Origin of the sequence: Streptomyces subrutilus (assembly GCF_001746425.1) — a bacterium.
Classification (GTDB): domain Bacteria; phylum Actinomycetota; class Actinomycetes; order Streptomycetales; family Streptomycetaceae; genus Streptomyces; species Streptomyces subrutilus_A.
In genome coordinates this window covers 4,214,205-4,228,784 of sequence record NZ_MEHK01000001.1, presented here as the reverse complement: position 1 = coordinate 4,228,784, position 14,580 = coordinate 4,214,205, and the positions used below count along the sequence as shown (strand labels likewise).

Here is a 14,580-nt window from a genome sequence, read left to right as displayed (position 1 = left end):
ATACGCTCCGCTCGTGGCCGAGATCCAGATTCCCGCTGACATCAAGCCCGCCGACGGACGCTTCGGCGCGGGCCCCTCCAAGGTGCGGACCGAGGCGCTGGACGCCCTCGCCGCCACCGGTACCTCCCTGCTCGGAACCTCGCACCGCCAGGCCCCGGTAAAGAACCTGGTCGGCTCGGTGCGTCAGGGGCTCCGGGACCTCTTCTCCCTCCCCGAGGGATACGAGGTGATCCTGGGCAACGGCGGCTCCACCGCCTTCTGGGACATCGCGACCCACGGGCTGATCGAGCAGAAGTCCCAGCACCTGACCTTCGGCGAGTTCTCCTCGAAGTTCGCCAAGGCCGCGAAGCTCGCGCCGTGGCTGGACGCGCCGACCGTCATCTCCTCCGACCCCGGCACGCACCCCGAGCCGCGGGCCGAGGCGGGCGTGGACGTGTACGCGTACACCCACAACGAGACCTCGACGGGTGTCGCGGCGCCGGTCGAGCGCGTCGCGGGCGCGGACGCCGGGTCGCTCGTCCTGGTGGACGCGACCTCGGGCGCCGGCGGTCTGCCGGTGGACATCACCGAGACCGACGTCTACTACTTCGCCCCGCAGAAGTCCTTCGCCTCGGACGGCGGCCTGTGGCTGGCGGCGTTCTCCCCGGCCGCGCTGGAGCGGGCCGCCCGCGTGCACGCGTCGGGCCGGCACGTTCCGGAGTTCTTCTCGCTGCCCACGGCGATCGACAACTCGCTGAAGAACCAGACGTACAACACCCCGGCGCTGTCCACCCTCTTCCTGCTGAACGAGCAGCTGGAGTGGATGAACGGCCAGGGCGGTCTGGAGTTCACGACCGGGCGTACGGCGGCCAGCGCGCGCCACCTGTACGGCTGGGCGGAGGCGTCCAAGTACGCGACCCCGTTCGTCACGGACGCCGACAAGCGTTCCGCCGTCATCGGCACGATCGACTTCTCGGACGACATCGACGCGGCCGCCATCGCCAAGGTGCTGCGCGCCAACGGGATCGTGGACACCGAGCCGTACCGCAAGCTCGGCCGCAACCAGCTCCGTATCGCGATGTTCCCGGCGATCGACCCGGCGGACGTGCAGGCGCTGACCGCGTGCATCGACTACGTGATCGAGAAGCTCTGACGGCTTGCTCTGACGCCTTTCCGCCGAGCCCCCGGTGACCTCGTGTCACCGGGGGCTCCGTCGTGTCCGGCCGCCGGCTCCGGGACTTTGGTCCCGAAAATCGGACCGGTTACCACGGCGTCCGGGCCTTCGCGGGCGGCAAGCAGTTCGACACCGTCAAGTTCTCCACGGAGGCCAAGGGCGGCACCCCCGACGTGCAGCCGCAGCCGCTGAAGCCGAGCGAGCACAAGAAGCCCAAGGGCTCCGTGAACACCGGTGAGGCCCCGGCCGGTTACGCCGCCGAGACCGGCAATGCCTGAGTCCGGACCCGGATCCGCGCACTGCGCCGTTCCCGGTTCCCGGCCGGCACCGCTCCGCCGGGGCGGCCGCGCACGCCGCGCGGCCGCCCTGGCGGGGGCCCCGGCCCTCGCCGCCGCCCTCGTCTTCGGCTGCTCGGCGGGCAGCGGCGCAGCGGCGGGGAGCGCCCCAGGGCCCCGCGCCCGGTGAGCGGGGCGCGGCCGCGATCGTCGGGCACATGGACACCCCGCAGGCCCCCAAGGCCGTCTTCTTCGACCTCAAGCGCCTGAAGAAGGACGAGAAGATCGAGGTGCACCGGGCCGACGGCACCACCGCCGTGTTCGCGGTCGACGAGGTCGACACCTTCAAGAAGGACGCGTTCCCGACCGACAAGGTCTACGGGGACACGCACGGCAAGGCGGAGCTCCGCCTGATCACCTGCGGCGGCAACCTCACCCAGGACCGCCACTGGGACGCCGGCGTCGTGGTGTTCGCGCACCTCACGGGCGAGCGGTAGCCCCGGTACGCGGTACCTTCAGGAGTTCTTGGAGGCAGCACAGCGTGGAGGCAGCGGCGTGAGCGTGCGAGTGACGGCGGCCCAGAGCGGCGTGGACCCCTTCGGCACGGCCCGGCTGCGGCGCGGGGTGCTCGACGCCTGGGGCGCGGGTCCGGCGCGGTTCCGCGAGGACGCCAACGCCGAGGAGGACCTGGCGCTCGGCGGCTACCGCGACCGGCTGGTCGTGGAGTTGGCCCAGAACGCCGCGGACGCAGCCGCCCGGGCCGGGGTGCCGGGCCGGCTGCGGCTCACCCTGCACGCGGGCGAGGGCGGGCGCGCGGTCCTGGCCGCCGCCAACACCGGTGCTCCGCTCGACGCGACGGGCGTGGAGTCGCTGAGCACCCTGCGCGCCTCCGCGAAGCGGGAGCCGGCGGGGGCCGGCCCCGCCACCGGCCCCGTCGGGCGCTTCGGCGTCGGCTTCGCGGCCGTCCTCGCCGTGTCCGACGAGCCCGCCGTCCTCGGCCGCCACGGCGGCGTCCGCTGGTCCCTGGCCGAGGCCCGCGAACTGGCCCGCGACGCCGCCGTCGGCAGCCCCGGCCTCGGCGACGAACTGCGCCGCCGCGACGGCCACGTCCCGCTGCTGCGGCTCCCGCTGCCCGCCGAGGGCACCGCCCCCGACGGCTACGACACCGTCGTGGTCCTCCCGCTGCGCGACGCCGCCGCCGAGGACCTCGTCGAACGGCTCCTCACCGGCATCGACGACGCCCTGCTGCTCACCCTGCCCGGCCTGCGCGAGGTGGTCGTCGAGACGCCGGCCGGCCCCGCCCGCACCCTGAACCGCCACGACGAGGGCCCGTACGCCGTCATCGAGGACTCCCGGTCGGGCACCAACCGCTGGCGCACCGTCCGCGACGGCGGCCCCCTGGAGAAGGCCCTGCTCGCCGACCGGCCCGTGGAGGAACGGCTGCGGCCCTTCTGGTCGGTGTCCTGGGCCGTGCCCGTCGACACCGACGGCGCACCGCTGCGCCCGGCCACCGCGCCCGTCGTACACGCGCCGACCCCCACCGACGAACCGCTGGGCATCCCCGCCCTGCTCATCGCGAGCCTGCCGCTGGACACCACCCGCCGGCACCCCGCGCCCGGCCCGCTGACCGACTTCCTCGTGGAGCGCGCGGCCGACGCGTACGCCGAACTCCTCGGCACCTGGGACCCGGTGACCACCGGCCTCGTGGACCTCGTCCCCGGCCCCCTCGGCAAGGGCGAGCTGGACGGGGCCCTGCGCGCCGCCGTGCTGCGGCGGCTCCCCCGTACCGCCTTCCTCTCGCCCGCCGCCCCGCCCGAGCACGCCGAGGAGCGGGCCGCCCTGCGCCCCTTCGAGGCCGAGGTGGTCGAGGGCGCCGGCGCCGACACCGTACGGGTCCTCGCCGAGGTCCTGCCGACCCTGCTCCCGGCCGGCCTGGAGCGCCGCGCCGAGCTGCGCACCCTGGGCGTGGGCCGGCTGCCGCTCGGCGACGCCATCGAGCGGATCGCGGGCATCGAGCGGACCCCCGAGTGGTGGTACCGGCTCTACGACTCCCTCGCCGGGGTCGATCCGGACCGGCTGTCCGGGCTGCCCGTGCCGCTCGCCGACGGCCGTACGACGATCGGGCCGCGCCACGTCCTCCTGCCCTACGCCGACACCCCGGCGGACCTGGCCCGGCTGGGGCTGAAGGTGGCCCACCCGGAGGCCGCGCACCCGCTGCTGGAGAAGCTCGGCGCCCTCCCGGCCACCGCGCGGGCCGTCCTGAGGACCCCGCAGGTGCGGGCCGCCGTGGCCGGCTCGATGGACGCGGGCGAGATCTGGGACGAGGACGCGCTGGACCCGGAGGAGCTGGCCGACGTGGTCCTGGGCCTGGTCCGGGACGCGGAGCTGGCACCGGGCGACGAGCCCTGGCTGGGCGCGCTGGCCCTCCCGGACGAGGACGGGGAGCCGACCCCGGCCGGCGAGCTGCTGCTGCCCGGATCGCCGCTCGCCTCGGTCATCCGCGAGGACGAGGTCCCGTACGTGGACGCCGAACTGGCCGCCCGGTGGGACGCCGACACCCTCACCGCCTGCGGGGTGCTGGCCACCTTCCAGCTGGTCCGCGCCACCGACGTGGTGCTCGACCCGGACGAACTGGAGCCGCGCGAGGGCGATTTCGCCGAGCCGGACGACGCGGGCCTGCTGGACGCGGTCGACGTGTGGTGCGAGGACGTCCTGGACCAGCTGCCCGACACCCCGGTGCCGCCGGTGGCCACGGAACTGGTCGCGGTCCGCGACCTGGACCTGGTCGACGACGACTGCTGGCCCCAGGCCCTGGCGATGCTCGCCCGGCCCCCGCTGCGCGACGCGCTGACCCAGCCCGTGCGCGTCCTGCTCCCGGACGGCACCACGCAGTCGGTGCGCCCGTACACGGCCTGGTGGCTGCGCGACCACCCGGTGCTCGACGGGCGCCGCCCGGCGGGCCTGCGCGCGGCGGGCGGCGACCCGCTGCTGGCGGGCCTGTACACCCCGGCGGACGCCACCGGCTTCGAGGACGAGCAGGTCCTGCGGGCCCTGGGCGTACGCACCACCGTGCCGGCCCTGCTGGACGAACCGGGCGGCGCGGCCGAGCTACTGGCCCGTCTCGCGGACCCGGACCGCGAGGTGACGGGCCGCCAGCTGCACGGCCTGTACTCGGCGCTGGCCGATCTGGACCCCGAGCAGGTCACCCTCCCGGACGAGCTGCGCGCGGTGGTCGACGGCGAGGTCCGGGTGGTGGACGCGACGGACGCGGTCATCGCGGACGCCCCGGACCTGCTCCCCCTGACGGAGGGCCTGCCCCTGCTCCCGGTGGCCCCGTCCCGCGCCGCCGACCTGGCGGACCTCCTCCAGGTCCGCCGCCTCTCGGACACGGTTCCGGCGGAGGTCACCACCCCGGGCGAGGAGCACGAGGTCCCGGAGCCGGTCCGCATCCTGCTCGGCCCCGCGACCCCGGCCACCTACCTCGAGCACGAGGAACTGATCGCGGGCGGCATCGAACTGGACTGGCGCCACACCCCCGACGGCACCGTCCACGCCTCCACCCTGGAGGGCGTGGCCGCCGCCCTCGCCTGGTCCTCGGGCCAGTGGCCCCGCCGCTTCGAGGTGGCCGCCCTCCTGGAGGACCCGTCCCGGACCGCGGAACTGGCCCGGGACAGGTGGTTCGACTAGGACGAGCCCGCGCCGCGGGTTCCCGCCGCCGGGGCCTCGTACGGCTTCCGCGCCCCCCCTACGCCGGGAACCTGCGGTCCACCCACCTGAACGTGAACTCGATCAGGGTCGCGGCGGCCGCCGCCACGCCCACCGCGATCCACGGCATCGTCACGCCCTGCAGTTTGAGCTGGAAGAAGTCCTGCAGCCAGGGGACGACCAGGACGATCAGGAAGGCGGCGCCCATCGCGCCGACCAGGCCCACCCGCCACCACGTGTACGGGCGGGCGATGATCGCCAGGACCCACATCGAGGTGAGGAAGAGGGTCAGGGTGGCCGCGCTGGTCTCGGACTTGAGGGCGTCCGGGCCGGTGTAGTGGGCGTGGGCGGTCAGGTACGTCACGAAGGTGGCCGTCGCCGCGATCACGCCGCCGGGGATGGCGTAGCGCATGACCCGTTTCACGAAGTGCGGCTTCGCGCGTTCCTTGTTCGGGGCGAGGGCCAGGAAGAAGGCCGGGATGCCGATGGTGAGGGTGGACAGCAGGGTCAGGTGGCGGGGCAGGAACGGGTACTCGACCTGGGAGCAGACCACCAGGATGGCGAGGAGGACCGAGTAGACCGTCTTCGTGAGGAAGAGCGTCGCGACGCGGGTGATGTTGCCGATGACCCGGCGGCCCTCGGCGACCACCGAGGGGAGGGTCGAGAAGCTGTTGTTGAGGAGGACGATCTGGGCCACGGCGCGGGTGGCCTCGGAGCCGGAGCCCATCGAGACGCCGATGTCGGCGTCCTTGAGGGCGAGGACGTCGTTGACGCCGTCGCCGGTCATGGCGACCGTGTGGCCCCGGGACTGGAGGGCGCCGACCATGTCCCGCTTCTGCTGCGGGGTGACGCGCCCGAAGACGGAGTTGGCGTCGACGGCCCGCGCCATGCCGGCCTGTTCGGTGGGGAGCTCGCGGGCGTCGACGGTGTTCTCGGCGCCCGGGAGGCCCAGCTTGCCGGCGACCGCGCCGACGGAGACGGCGTTGTCGCCGGAGATGACCTTGGCCTTGACGTCCTGGTCCTCGAAGTAGCGCAGCGTGTCGGCGGCGTCGGGGCGCAGCCGCTGTTCGAGGACGACGAGGGCGGTGGGCCGGACGCCCGTGGCCACGGCCTCGTCGTCGAGTTCGCGGGCGGAGCGGGCCAGCAGGAGGACGCGTAGGCCCTGTTCGTTGAGGTCGTTGATCTCGTCGAGAGCGGGGTCGCCGGTGGGGAGCAGGACGTCGGGGGCGCCCAGCAGCCAGGTGCTGTTCTCGCCGTCGCCCTCGCTGAAGCTGGCGCCGCTGTACTTGCGGGCCGAGGAGAAGGGCAGGGACTCGGTGCAGCGCCACTCCGCGCTGTCGGGGTAGGCGTCGATGATCGCCTGGAGGCTGGCGTTGGGACGCGGGTCGGACTCGCCGAGGGCGCCGAGGACCTTCTTGACGTACGGGGGTTCCGCGCCGCCGAGCGGGCGGAGCTCGGTGACGTCCATGCCGCCCTCGGTGAGGGTGCCGGTCTTGTCGAGGCAGACCACGTCGACGCGGGCGAGGCCCTCGATGGCGGGCAGTTCCTGGACCAGGCACTGTTTGCGGCCGAGGCGGATGACGCCGATCGCGAAGGCCACGGAGGTGAGCAGGACGAGGCCCTCGGGGATCATCGGGACGATGCCGCCGACGGTGCGGGCGATGGAGTCCTTGAGGTTGGTGTCCTTGACGACCAGCTGACTGATGATGAGGCCGATGGAGGTCGGGATCATCATCCAGGTGACGTACTTGAGGATGGTGGAGATGCCGGAGCGCAGCTCGGAGTGGACGAGGGTGAAGCGGGATGCTTCTTCGGCCAGCTGGGCGGCGTAGGCCTCGCGGCCGACCTTGGTGGCGGTGAAGGCGCCGCCGCCGGCGACGACGAAGGAGCCGGACATGACCTGGTCGCCGGGCTTCTTCAGGACGGGGTCGGCCTCGCCGGTGAGGAGGGACTCGTCGATCTCCAGGCCGTCGGCCTCGCCGACTGCTCCGTCGACGACGACCTTGTCGCCGGGGCCGAGTTCGATGACGTCGCCGAGGACGATGTCGGAGGTGGAGATCTCGGCGGTCCTGCCGTCGCGGCGGACGCTGGGTTTGGCCTCGCCGATGACGGCGAGGCTGTCGAGGGTCTTCTTGGCGCGCAGTTCCTGGATGATGCCGATGCCGGTGTTCGCGATGATCACGAAGCCGAAGAGGCTGTCCTGGATCGGCGCGACGACCAGCATGACCACCCAGAGCACGCCGATGATCGCGTTGAAGCGGGTGAAGACGTTGGCGCGGACGATGTCGACGGTGGAGCGGCTGCTGCGGACGGGGACGTCGTTGACGTCCCCGCGCGCCACGCGTTCCGCCACCTCGGCGGTGGTCAGGCCGCCGGGCTTGAACCGGGGCACGGGCGGGGGCATCGGGTGGACGGGGTCCAGCTCGGCCCCCGCGTCGATGGCGCCGCCGGCCGGCTCCGGCCCGTCCTGATCGATCTTCGCCCGCTGCGTCATGCTTCCGACGGTAAGGGCGGTTCGAACGCTTCACCCGCCGAGAAGTCCGAAGATCCGACTTGGGGATGACCCCAATCCTCCCCTGGTCTCCCCCGCGCGGCCGCCGGGGCGGGCTTTTCACTGACGGGGGGTGTCAGTGGACCGGCCCTACCCTCCGGGCCATGGACCTCATCGTCGAACTGCGGCAGTACACCCTGCGCCCGGGAGCCCGGGACACGCTGGTCGAACTCTTCGAGCGGGAGTTCGTCAGCGGACAGGAGGCGGCCGGCATCACCCTGGGCGGCCGGTTCCGGGACCTGGACGATCCGGACCGCTTCGTGTGGCTGCGCTCCTTCCCGGACATGGCTGCGCGGGAGCGGGCGCTGCGCGCCTTCTACGACGGCCCCGTCTGGCGGGCCCACCGGCAGGCGGCCAACGCGACCATGCTGGACTCGGACGACGTGCTGCTGCTGCGCGGGCCCGGCTTCGCCGCGCCGGACACCGGGGGGCCGGTCGTCGCGACCGTCTGCCACCCGCTGGACGCGGAGGCCTTCGCCGGGCACTTCGAGCGGCGGCTGCGGCCGGCGCTCACCGCCGCCGGATCCGCTCCGCGCGCCGTGCACCGCACCGAGCACGCGGAGAACACCTTCCCGGCGCTGCCGGTCCGTAAGGGCGAGGAGGTGCTGGTGTGGTTCACGGCCGGGGCGGCGGGGACGCCGCCGGACCTGCCGGACCTGCCTGACCTGTCCGGCCACCTGCGCGCGGCTCCGCAGCGGCTGCGGCTGGAGCCCGTGAGCCGGGTTCCGGGCCGCCGGGAGGGTTCCGGCGGCGGTGTCAGGCCTGCCCGGCCTGCCGATCCGGTCCGGCCGGCCCGCCCGGGGCGGTAGCGGCGGCGGCGTGGCGCTTGAGGGCGGCGTCGCGGCCGCGGACGTACCAGACGCCGATCAGGCCGAGGAAGCCGCCGGCCGCGCAGGTCCAGACCCACCACAGCTGTCCCCGGTCGGAGAACCACCCGTAGAAGGGGAGCTGGACGACGAAGAGGACGAACCACAGGATCGTGCCGCCGGTGACGGTGGCGACGACCGGACCCTCAAGGGGCTCGGGCGCCTCGTGCTTCGGAGTCCATTTCGCCATGCGGCAAGTCTAGGCGGGCGCCGGCTCCCGCTTCCCACGCGTGGGGGGCTTGGGGCGGTCGCCGCTGGTCTACGCGCGGAGATGGACGGTCCTTTATTTATGTGTTCATACTGAAACGGTTTGGGCGTGGCCCATTTTCTTCGTATGAACCACCCAATGAGGACCGAATGAGCACCCCTGCCCCGGCCCCCGCCCCCGCGGCCAGCGCCCCGGAACCCGGCCCTCGGGAGACCTCGGTCCTCGACCGCCACTTCCGGATCTCCGAGCGCGGCTCGACCGTCGCCCGCGAGGTCCGGGGCGGCTTCGCGACCTTCTTCGCGATGGCCTACATCATCGTGCTGAACCCGATCATCCTGGGCAGCGCGAAGGACATGTACGGCCACCAGCTCGACGGCGGCCAGCTCGTCACCGCGACCGTCCTGACGGCCGCGTTCACCACGCTCCTCATGGGCGTCATCGGCAACGTCCCGATCGCGCTCGCCGCCGGCCTCGGCGTCAACACCGTCGTGGCCCTCCAGCTCGCCCCGCGCATGAGCTGGGCCGACGCCATGGGCATGGTGGTGCTGGCCGGCTTCGTGGTGATGCTGCTCGTCGCCACCGGCCTGCGCGAGCGCGTCATGAACGCCGTCCCGGTGGGCCTGCGCAAGGGCATCGCCATCGGCATCGGCCTGTTCATCATGCTGATCGGCCTGGTCGACTCGGGGTTCGTCACCCGCATCCCCGACGCCGCGCACACCACCGTCCCGCTCCAACTCGGCACGGGCGGCCACCTGCACGGGTGGCCCGTACTGATCTTCGTCATCGGCGTGCTGCTGACCCTCGCCCTGCTGATCCGCAAGACGCCGGGCGCGATCCTGATCTCCATCGTCGCGATGACGGTCGTCGCGGTCGCCGTCCAGCTCCTCGCCGACCTGCCGGACGAGGCCTGGGGCCTGACCGTCCCCGCGTGGCCGGGCAACCCGGTGGCCGCCCCCGACTTCGGGCTCGTCGGCCAGGTCAGCCTGTTCGGCGGGTTCGAGAAGGTCGGGATGCTGACCGGCGTCCTGTTCGTCTTCACCGTGCTGCTGTCGTGCTTCTTCGACGCCATGGGCACGATCCTCGGCGTCGGCGACGAGGCCAAGCTGATCGACAAGGACGGCAACTTCCCCGGCATCAACCGGGTCCTGCTGATCGACGGCCTCGCGGTCGCCTCGGGCGGCGCGACGTCCTCCTCGGCCACCACCTGCTTCGTGGAGTCCACGGCCGGGGTCGGCGAGGGCGCCCGTACCGGCCTGGCGAACGTCGTGACCGGCGGCCTGTTCACCGTGGCCCTGTTCCTGACCCCGCTCGCCACCATGGTCCCGTCCCAGGCGGCCACCCCCGCCCTGGTGGCGGTCGGCTTCCTGATCCTGGCGGGCTCGGTCAAGGACATCGACTGGAGCGACTTCACCATCGCGGTCCCGGCCTTCCTGGCCATGGTGATGATGCCCTTCACCTACTCGATCACCAACGGCATCGGCATCGGATTCGTGAGCTTCTGCGTACTGCGCGCCGCGACCGGCCGGGGCCGCGAGGTCCCCGTGGCCATGTACGCGGTGTCGGCGGTGTTCGTCTTCTACTACGCGATGCCGGCCCTCGGCCTCACGTAGGGGTCGTGCACGGACGGACGCGAAGGCTCACGTCAGCCCGTAGAACTTCTCCGTCTCGTCGACGGCCGCCTTGAAGCGCTCGTCGAAGTCGTCGCGAATGAGCGTCCGGACCACATAGTCCTGGACGCTCATTCCGCGTTTGGCGGCATGAGTCCGGAGCCTGTCGAGGAGCTCCCCGTCTATGCGCATGCTCAGCACATGTGTCCCCATGCCGAAAGAGTCGGGGCAGCGGGCACGGACGCGTGTCACTTTCCGCGGCCGACTCACCCGTACGAGTGACGGCCGGTTTATGGTTTTCCTTAGCTAGAGTAATGAGTTATTCTAAAGAACATGCGTGACCTTACCCATGGCGACGATGCTGCCGCCGTGAACGACCTGCGCTCCGCCGTCATGCGGCTGGGCCGGCGCCTGAAGCACCAGCGCGTCGACGAATCGCTGAGCCCTACCGAGATGTCGGTCCTCAGCACCCTCGCCGGCTGCGGCCAGGCCACACCCGGTGAGCTGGCCCGGCGGGAACACGTCCAGCCGCCTTCGATGACGCGCATCGTCGCGTTGCTGGAAGCCAAGGGACTGGTCACGCTGGAACCGCACCCCGACGACCGCCGCCAGAAGGTGGTCCGCCAGACGGAGGAGGCCGAAGCGATGCTCGAGGAGAGCCGCCGCAAGCGCAACGCCTTCCTGGCCGGGCTCGCGGCCGAGCTGACCGAGGACGAATGGGCCAAGCTGCGCGAGGCCGCCCCCGTCCTGGAGAAGCTCGCGCACCTGTAAGGAACGACGCCAGGAGGCGAAGCTTTTGAGTACGGGAAACGGAGCAGACTCCGCACCCGGCCACATATCCACCCCCGACACTTCCCCCGCGGGCACCGCGGGCAAGAACTCCATGTTCAGCTCGCTGAAGATCCGGAACTACCGGCTCTTCGCGACCGGTCAGGTCATCTCGAACACCGGCACCTGGATGCAGCGGATCGCCCAGGACTGGCTGGTCCTCTCCCTGACCGGCTCGGCCTCCGCCGTCGGCATCACCATCGCCCTGCAGTTCCTGCCGATGCTGATGTTCGGTCTCTACGGAGGCGTACTCGCCGACCGGCTGCCCAAGCGGCCGCTGCTGCTCGCCACCCAGACCGCGATGGGCCTGACCGGCGTGGCCCTGGCCGTGCTCACCCTGGCGGGACACGTCCAGGTCTGGCACGTCTACCTCGCCGCGTTCCTGCTCGGCCTGGTCACCGTCGTCGACAACCCGGCCCGGCAGACCATGGTCCCCGAGATGGTCGGCAAGGACCAGCTCGCCAACGCCGTCAGTCTGAATTCGGCCAACTTCCAGTCCGCACGGCTGGTCGGCCCGGCCCTCGCCGGTGTGCTGATCACCGCGTTCGGCTCCGGCTGGGCCTTCCTGCTGAACGGGCTGTCCTTCGCCGCGCCCATCGCCGGCCTGCTGATGATGCGGACGGGCGAACTGCACCCGGTCCAGCCGCGGCCCCGCGCCAAGGGGCAGCTCCGCGAAGGCCTGCGCTACGTCGCCGGCCGGCCGGAGCTGGTCTGGCCGATCGTCCTCGTCGGCTTCATCGGCACCTTCGGCTTCAACTTCCCGATCTGGCTGTCGGCGTACGTGAGCGAGGTGTTCCACGGCGACGCGGGCACCTACGGGCTCTTCAACACCCTGATCGCGGTCGGCTCCCTCGCGGGCGCCCTGCTCGCCGCCCGGCGCGGGCACTCCCGGCTGCGGCTGCTGGTGGCGGCGGCCGTGCTGTTCTCGGTACTGCTGACCGTGACGGCCTTCGCGCCCGGCTTCTGGCTGTTCGCGGCGCTGCTCGTGCCCATCGGGATCTTCGGGCTGACGGTCAACGTGACGGCGAACTCCAGCGTGCAGATGGCGACCGACCCCGAGATGCGGGGGCGGGTCATGGCCCTGTTCATGATGGTCTTCACCGGCGGCACGCCGCTGGGCGCGCCGCTGCTGGGCTGGATCACGGACACCTACGGGGCGCGGATCGGGATGGCCTCGGGAGGGGTGATCTCGCTGCTCGCCTCTGTCTCCGTCGCGGTGGTCCTGGCCCGGGTGGGCAACCTGCGGCTCCGGGTGAACCGGCACGGCGTCACCTTCGTCCCGGCGGTGCGCGAGCCCGAGCTGGTCCCGGCGGCCTGAGACCGAAGCCCGACCCCCGACAGCGGCGGCACGGGCCGGCGGCACGGCTAGGCTCCGCGGTATGAGACTGTTCGCGGCCGTGCTGCCGCCCGACGCGGCCGTCGCCGAGCTCGCCCGGGCCGTGCGGACCGTGCGCGACGACCGGTTGACCTGGACCGGCGAAGCCGGCTGGCACTTCACGCTCGCCTTCATGGGCGAGGTCGGGGACCAGCTGCTCCCCGACCTGCACGCCCGCCTGGCCCGCGCGGCACACCGCACCGCCCCGTTCCCGCTGCGCCTGCACGGCGCCGGCCACTTCGGCGAGCGCGCGCTGTGGATCGGCGCCGCCGGGGACCTCGACGGGATGCGGCTGCTCGCGGAGCGGGCCGACGCCGCCGCGCGGCGGGCCGGGGTGGCCATGGAGCAGCACCGCCGCTACACCCCGCACCTCACCCTGGCCCGTTCCCGTGAAGGCGCACCGCTGCGGCCCTACCTCGACGCCCTCGCGGACTTCGAGGGCGCCCCCTGGCAGGCCGACACCCTGAGCCTGGTGCGCAGCAACCTGCCGGTCGGCGGGGTGCCCGGCGAGCAGCCCCGCTACGAGACCGTCGGGGCCTGGCCGCTCACCGGCTGAGCTGTCCGACTCGCTGGAGGAGGCCGCCGAGCGGCGGGCCGCGCACGTGTGCCACCGGCTGCTCGCGGCGCGGGCGCTGCCGGACGCGCGGCTGCTGGGCGCGGCTTGGCCTGTCTTCCAGGCCGCCGCGGTCGTCGCCCTCGCCGTCGTCCTCGGCACGCCCGCCCTGCCCTGGCCCGCCACCGCCCCGGCCGCGAAGCCCCCGGCCGCCTCGACCAATGACATGGGCTGGCAGTAGCCGCTCCCGCCCCGCGCCCCCGGCGCAGCCCCTGCGTCCACGATGCGGGGGCTGCCGCGTTAGGCTCGACGGGTGGATCCCAAGACCAGAAACCGTGTCATGGCCGGTGTGCTCGTGCTGATGTTCGTCGTCGTCGCCGTGGCGGCCGCCGTGGGACAGTAAGCGCGCCCTTGCTTCGAGTGGACTCGAAGCAGTTGGCTTGGGGCCCATGAAGTACACGCAGCTCGGACGCACCGGACTCAAGGTCAGCCGACTCGTTCTCGGCACGATGAACTTCGGTCCGCAGACAGACGAACCCACCAGCCACCGCATCCTGGACGACGCCCTCGCCGCAGGCCTGAACTTCGTCGACACCGCCAACGTCTACGGCTGGGGTGAGAACAAGGGCCGCACCGAGGAGATCCTCGGAACCTGGTTCGCCCAGGGCGGCGGCCGACGCGACAAGACCGTCCTCGCCACCAAGGTCTACGGGAACATGGCCGGCGACGGCGACCCGTGGCCCAACCACGACCGGCTCTCCGCGCTGAACATCCGGCGGGCCGTCGAGGCGAGCCTGAAGCGGCTCCAGACCGACTACATCGACCTGTACCAGTTCCACCACGTCGACCGCCGGACCCCCATCGAGGAGATCTGGCAGGCCGTCGACGTACTGATCCAGCAGGGCAAGGTCCTCTACGCCGGGTCCTCGAACTTCCCCGGCTACAAGATCGCCCAGGCGAACGAGACCGCCGCCCGGCGCGGCACGGTCGGGCTCGTCAGCGAGCAGTGCCTCTACAACCTCGCCGAACGGCGCGCCGAGATGGAGGTCATCCCGGCCGCCCAGGAGTACGGGCTCGGGGTCATCCCGTGGTCCCCGCTGCACGGCGGTCTGCTGGGCGGGGTCATCAAGAAGGAGGTCGAGGGCGGGCGCCGGGCCTCCGGCCGGTCGGCGGACGCGCTGGCCAACACCGCGGTACGGGCGCAGGTGCAGGCGTACGAGGACCTCCTCGACAAGCACGGCCTGGAACCCGGCGAGACGGCGCTGGCCTGGCTGCTGACCCGGCCCGGGGTGACGGGCCCGATCGTCGGCCCGCGCACCTCCGAGCAGCTCGGCAGTGCCCTGCGCGCGCTGGAGCTGGAGCTGGGCGAGGAGGTCCTGGCCGGCCTCGACGAGATCTTCCCCGGGCCGGGCCCCTCCCCGGAGGCCTTCGCCTGGTGATCGCGCGGTGCCCGGGCCGC

General features: G+C 72.6%; 14 protein-coding genes. 11 read left to right on the top strand and 3 right to left on the bottom strand.

Going from position 1 to position 14,580, the window contains the following annotated elements; all coding sequences use genetic code 11:
* Positions 1–13 precede the first annotated feature (13 nt).
* The 4 genes from serC (at position 14) to BGK67_RS20065 (ending at position 5,115) form a co-directional block, all read left to right on the top strand.
* Positions 14–1,132, top strand: a complete 1,119-nt coding sequence (serC, locus tag BGK67_RS20080; RefSeq protein ID WP_069921380.1) for a phosphoserine transaminase — start codon at positions 14–16, stop codon at positions 1,130–1,132.
* A 62-nt stretch (positions 1,133–1,194) separates the two neighbouring features.
* A complete protein-coding gene (locus BGK67_RS20075; protein ID WP_069921379.1) occupies positions 1,195–1,431 on the top strand; it encodes a hypothetical protein in 237 nt (78 codons plus the stop codon).
* Positions 1,428–1,925, top strand: a complete 498-nt coding sequence (locus BGK67_RS40750; protein ID WP_279628729.1) for a sortase domain-containing protein — start codon at positions 1,428–1,430, stop codon at positions 1,923–1,925. Before BGK67_RS20075 ends, BGK67_RS40750 begins: the two co-directional genes overlap by 4 nt.
* Before the next feature lie 64 nt (positions 1,926–1,989).
* Complete coding sequence (locus BGK67_RS20065; RefSeq protein ID WP_432215518.1) at positions 1,990–5,115, top strand: sacsin N-terminal ATP-binding-like domain-containing protein; 3,126 nt, start codon at positions 1,990–1,992, stop codon at positions 5,113–5,115.
* 58 nt (positions 5,116–5,173) lie between these two features.
* On the opposite strand, the gene BGK67_RS20060 is transcribed toward BGK67_RS20065, so the two are convergent.
* Entirely contained in the window at positions 5,174–7,627 is a 2,454-nt protein-coding gene (locus BGK67_RS20060; RefSeq protein WP_069921376.1) for a cation-translocating P-type ATPase, read from the bottom strand.
* A 161-nt stretch (positions 7,628–7,788) separates the two neighbouring features.
* Here BGK67_RS20060 and BGK67_RS20055 point away from each other — a divergent pair, with 161 nt between their 5' ends.
* Positions 7,789–8,493: an NIPSNAP family protein gene (locus BGK67_RS20055; protein ID WP_069921375.1), complete on the top strand. Its 705-nt coding sequence runs from the start codon at positions 7,789–7,791 to the stop codon at positions 8,491–8,493.
* Here BGK67_RS20055 and BGK67_RS20050 read toward each other — a convergent pair.
* On the bottom strand, positions 8,441–8,740 hold the full coding sequence (locus tag BGK67_RS20050) for a DUF2530 domain-containing protein (RefSeq protein WP_069921374.1): 300 nt from the start codon (positions 8,738–8,740) through the stop codon (positions 8,441–8,443). The genes BGK67_RS20055 and BGK67_RS20050 overlap by 53 nt on opposite strands.
* Before the next feature lie 167 nt (positions 8,741–8,907).
* Between BGK67_RS20050 and BGK67_RS20045 the strand changes: the two genes are divergently transcribed.
* Positions 8,908–10,368 (top strand): NCS2 family permease, encoded by a 1,461-nt coding sequence (locus BGK67_RS20045; RefSeq protein WP_069921373.1) that lies wholly within the window; start codon positions 8,908–8,910, stop codon positions 10,366–10,368.
* A gap of 27 nt (positions 10,369–10,395) precedes the next feature.
* On the opposite strand, the gene BGK67_RS20040 is transcribed toward BGK67_RS20045, so the two are convergent.
* Complete coding sequence (locus BGK67_RS20040; RefSeq protein WP_030156886.1) at positions 10,396–10,578, bottom strand: hypothetical protein; 183 nt, start codon at positions 10,576–10,578, stop codon at positions 10,396–10,398.
* Positions 10,579–10,698: 120 nt separating this feature from the next.
* Between BGK67_RS20040 and BGK67_RS20035 the strand changes: the two genes are divergently transcribed.
* From BGK67_RS20035 to BGK67_RS20015, 5 genes are all read left to right on the top strand, one after another.
* Positions 10,699–11,136: a MarR family winged helix-turn-helix transcriptional regulator gene (locus BGK67_RS20035; RefSeq protein ID WP_069921371.1), complete on the top strand. Its 438-nt coding sequence runs from the start codon at positions 10,699–10,701 to the stop codon at positions 11,134–11,136.
* Positions 11,137–11,161: 25 nt separating this feature from the next.
* The gene (locus BGK67_RS20030) at positions 11,162–12,511 is read left to right on the top strand and encodes an MFS transporter (RefSeq protein ID WP_208948720.1); all 1,350 of its coding nucleotides are present in this window, start codon (positions 11,162–11,164) and stop codon (positions 12,509–12,511) included.
* Between the two features lie 61 nt (positions 12,512–12,572).
* Complete coding sequence (gene thpR, locus BGK67_RS20025; protein WP_069921369.1) at positions 12,573–13,124, top strand: RNA 2',3'-cyclic phosphodiesterase; 552 nt, start codon at positions 12,573–12,575, stop codon at positions 13,122–13,124.
* A 46-nt stretch (positions 13,125–13,170) separates the two neighbouring features.
* Complete coding sequence (locus BGK67_RS20020; RefSeq protein ID WP_069921368.1) at positions 13,171–13,362, top strand: hypothetical protein; 192 nt, start codon at positions 13,171–13,173, stop codon at positions 13,360–13,362.
* A 208-nt stretch (positions 13,363–13,570) separates the two neighbouring features.
* Positions 13,571–14,560, top strand: a complete 990-nt coding sequence (locus tag BGK67_RS20015) for an aldo/keto reductase (RefSeq protein ID WP_069921367.1) — start codon at positions 13,571–13,573, stop codon at positions 14,558–14,560.
* Positions 14,561–14,580 lie beyond the last annotated feature (20 nt).